Here is a 3,900-nt window from a genome sequence, read left to right as displayed (position 1 = left end):
CCAGGCGACGGGCCAGCGCGACCGCCTCGTCGAGCTCCTCGCGGATGCTGCGATCCGCGTCGCGGGCGGTGTCCAGCGCGACGATCATGCTGTCCCGGGTGTCGACGGCGTCCTCGCGCAGCTTGCGCGCCCACCCGACCGGGTCGGCATCGGCGCCGGCCTCGATCCCGGCTGCTGCGTCGACCTTCGCGCTGAGAACGTCGACCTTCTTCTGCTGTTCGGCAAGCTTCTTCGCACCGGCGGCGGCCCGCTCACGGAACCATTTCTCGACACCGCCGAAGAGCGTCGTGTCGAAGAGCCGCTCGAGCAGCGCGCCGCGTTCCTTGCTGTCGGCCCGGAGGAACTTCGCGAACTCCCCCTGAGGCAGCAGGACGACCTGGAAGAACTGAGCCGCGCTCATGCCGAGCAGCGCCCCGATCACCTCACCGATCTCCTCGTGCCGCGACAGGTTCTGCCCCGACCCGTCCAGCCAGGTCAGCGTCGCCTTCGCCTTCTCCTTGGTCGTGCCGGTGCCGCGCAGTTTCGGGCGTTCGTATTCGGGGCTGCGCACGATCCGCAGGCGACGGCCGGCGATGGTGGCCTCGAGCATCACCTTCGGGACAGCACCGGCGGCAGCATGATCGGACACCAGCCGCCGCCCCTCGGCGCGCGCACCGGGCACCGTCCCGTACAGCGCGAACGCGACCGCGTCGAGGATCGAGGTCTTGCCCGCTCCGGTGCGGCCGTGCAGCAGGAACAGCCCGTCGGCGCCGAGTTCGTCGAAGTCGACCCGGACCGTGTCCGCGAACGGCCCGAACGCGGTGACCTCGAGTGCGTGCAGCCTCACGCCGACACCTCCACGACATCGTCGGCGGCGGTCTTGTCCGCGCCGACGCGGTCGGCCTCGCGCAGCGCCTGTTCGATCCAGCGGGCCTCCCGCTGCGACGGCTCCGACCGCACGTCCGTCAGGAACGCGCACGCCACGTCGAGGTTGCTGCGGCCGTGCACCTTCTCCCGGTAGCTGGTTCCCGACGTCGAATCGGGGCGGTTCCAGACGACGTGCACCGCGTGCGGGAACCGTGTCTGCAGCCGTCGCATCGCATCGAGCGGCCGGACCGCGTCGGTCAGCTCGGCCGCGACGTAGTGGTCCTCCGCGGCGGCGTGTTCGGGATCGGCGAGCAGATCCTCGAGAGTCCCGGACAGCTGGCTCAGGCCCCGCACGACGGGGAGGTCGACCCGTTCGACCGACGTCACACCGGTCGCGTCGAGGTCGACGAGCCACACCGCCTTGCGGTGACTGCGCTCGCCGAAGGAGTACGGCAGCGGCGACCCCGAGTAACGAACGTGCTCGGCGACGGTCTGCGGGGAGTGCAGGTGACCGAGGGCGACGTAGTCCATGCCGTCGAACGCGGACGCGGACACGGTTTCGACACCGCCGACCGAGATGGACCGTTCCGAACCGGTCGCCTCCGCTCCGACGACGAACGCGTGCGCGAGCAGCACCGTCCGGCCGCCGCGGATCGCGGCGTCGGCGCGGACCCGGCCCATCGCGGCGTCGAGGATCTCCTGGTGCGAGCGGGCCTTGGGCACGCCCAGTTCGGCTCGGGTGATCTCCGGCTCGAGATAGGGGATGCCGTAGAACGCGACCGGACCGTGGTCGTCGTCGACGATCACCGGCCGGTCCACCTCGGCGACCTTGGTGATCAGGTGCAGTCCCCCCTTGGCGGCGAACGCGGCGCCGGCACCGAGCCGCACCGGCGAGTCGTGGTTGCCGGAGGTCGCGACGATGATCGCGCCCGCCTCGTGGATCGCCTCGAACCCGGCGTTGCACACCGCTACCGCGTCGGAGCTGGGGATCGACCGGTCGTACACGTCGCCGGGCACGACCACGACGTCGACGTCGCGCTCGGCGACGAGTTCGGCGATCGCCGTCAGTGCGCGCGCCTGGTCTCCCAGCAGGTCCACACCGTGGAAGGTGCGGCCGATGTGCCAGTCGGAGGTGTGCAGGATCCGCATGGCGACGACCGTAGAGGACCGCACCGACACGTCCGGTTCGGGGTGAGTGCCCCGCGCATGTCGGTCCCGTGCGGCATCATCCGCCTCATGACTGCTCTCACGGCACTCGGGCTGATCGTGGCGCTCGTTCTCGGGTTCGGGCTGGGGTGGCTGGCACAGGCGTCGCGGATCGGCGCTCGGGCCGCGCGCGCCGAGGCGCAGCTCGCGGCGCTGCGGGACAACGAGACGCAGTTGCGGCAGTCGCTCGGCGCGGTCAGCGAGGACGCGGCACGCCGGCAGTCCGGCGCGATCGGCGAGCAGGTGTCGCGGCTGGTGGGGCCGCTGCAGGAGGCGGTGGGCGCGCTGGCCCGTCAGGTCGAGCACGTCGAACGCAATCGGGTCCACGCGTATGCCGGCCTGACCGAGCAGGTGGAGGGCATGCACCGGGCGTCGCTGTCGCTGTCGCAGCAGACCCAGCAGCTCGTGACGGCGCTGCGGGCCCCGCAGATCCGCGGCCGGTGGGGTGAGATCCAGCTCGAGCGGGTGGTGGAGCTGGCCGGGATGGTCCGGCACTGCGATTTCGACACGCAGGTCGCCGCCGAGGGGGTGCGACCGGATCTGCTCGTCTACCTGGCGGGCGGCAAGCAGATCGTCGTCGATGCGAAGGTCCCGTTCGCCGCGTATCTGGACGCGGCGCAGGAAGAGGACGTCGCCGAACGCGATCGGCACCTGGCGCGGCATGCTCGGCAGCTGCGCACCCACATCGACCAGTTGTCCGCGAAGGCGTACTGGGAGTCGTTCGACCCGACGCCCGAATTCGTGGTGCTGTTCGTGCCGGGCGATCCGTTCCTGGACGCCGCGCTCACCGCGGACTCGGGTCTGCTGGAGTACGCGTTCGGCCGGAACGTGATCCTCGCGACACCCACGACGCTGGTGGCGTTGCTGCGCACCATCGCGCACACGTGGCGGCAGGAGGCACTGTCGCGCGATGCCGCGCAGATCCACCGGCTCGGCCGCGAGCTGTATCAGCGGCTCGGTACCGTGGGCAGTCACCTCGACCGGCTCGGCGCGCAGCTGGGCAAGGCGGTCGATTCGTTCAATCAGACGGTGTCGTCGATGGAGACACGCGTCGGGGTGACGGCCCGGAAGCTCAGCGAACTGGAGATCTTCGACGGCGACGTGCCCGAGGTGCGTCGGGTCGACGCGTGGCCGCGCCGCGCCACCCTGACCGAAAACCCGGATCCGGCCGGTGCCGTCGACGAAGCAATCTGAGTCGGTGGGTCTACTGTCTATGTGTGTCTGCATCCCAACGTGCTCGCCCGGCGGTGGCGCTCGACATGCGCTCGCTCGCTCCGACCATGCCCGGAGTGCCCTGGTGGGGTGCCGTCGTCATTGCCGCCGGGACGACTCTGCTCGGTGCGGTGATCGACTCGTTCCGCGGTGACGAGCTGACGACGGTCTTCTCCGTCTTCTATGTCCTCGGATGCATCGCCGCGGTCGTCGCGGTGCAGCAGCGCGGTGTGTTCACCGCGATGGCACAGCCTCCGCTGCTGCTGGTTGCGGCGATTCCCCTCGCCCAGGAGTTGCTGTTCGAATCGAGCGGTTCCGGCCTGCGGGATCTCGCGCTGAACGTGGCGTATCCGCTGGTGAACCGGTTCCCCGCGATGTTCGTTGCCACCGCGGCCGTGCTGATCATCGGTGGTGTCCGGATCTACATGGCCCAGCAGGAGACGGCGAATCGTTCCGGCGGGGCGAATAGGTCCCGGCCCGCCGCATTCAAGAGCCCGGCATCCAAGAGCCCTGCCTCGAAGGGCGCGGCTGTGAGGAGCGCTGCGGTCAGGAGCTCGCGCGCTGCCAAGCAGAAGGCATCCGGGAGCGAGACCGCTCCCCGTCGGGAGGTCGTCGACGAACCCGGCCGGCGGCCGC

General features: G+C 70.4%; 4 protein-coding genes. 2 read left to right on the top strand and 2 right to left on the bottom strand.

Annotated elements, in window-relative coordinates:
- Positions 1-826 (bottom strand): AAA family ATPase (locus ACN675_RS28255; protein ID WP_420753969.1); only part of this gene is annotated, 826 nt, incomplete at its 3' end.
- Complete coding sequence (locus ACN675_RS28250; RefSeq protein WP_420753968.1) at positions 823-1,995, bottom strand: exonuclease SbcCD subunit D; 1,173 nt, start codon at positions 1,993-1,995, stop codon at positions 823-825. The genes ACN675_RS28250 and ACN675_RS28255, both read right to left, overlap by 4 nt.
- Before the next feature lie 87 nt (positions 1,996-2,082).
- On the opposite strand from ACN675_RS28250, the gene ACN675_RS28245 reads away from it, so the two are divergent.
- On the top strand, positions 2,083-3,246 hold the full coding sequence (locus ACN675_RS28245; protein ID WP_420753967.1) for a DNA recombination protein RmuC: 1,164 nt from the start codon (positions 2,083-2,085) through the stop codon (positions 3,244-3,246).
- 23 nt (positions 3,247-3,269) lie between these two features.
- A partial coding sequence (locus tag ACN675_RS28240) for a DUF6542 domain-containing protein (RefSeq protein WP_420753966.1) occupies positions 3,270-3,900 on the top strand: 631 nt, incomplete at its 3' end.

The sequence above is a fragment of the Rhodococcus sp. O3 genome, from assembly GCF_048897285.1.
Taxonomy (GTDB): Bacteria; Actinomycetota; Actinomycetes; order Mycobacteriales; family Mycobacteriaceae; genus Rhodococcus.
Note: the sequence above shows the minus strand (reverse complement) of the source record. Positions and strands in the feature narration are given on the sequence as shown.

What these genes read in the sequence shown, in the direction of transcription:
- ACN675_RS28245 (WP_420753967.1), top strand. Translation starts at nt 2,083, where the DNA reads ATGACTGCTCTCACGGCACTCGGGCTGATCGTGGCGCTCGTTCTCGGG.
- ACN675_RS28250 (WP_420753968.1), bottom strand. Translation starts at nt 1,995, where the DNA reads ATGCGGATCCTGCACACCTCCGACTGGCACATCGGCCGCACCTTCCAC.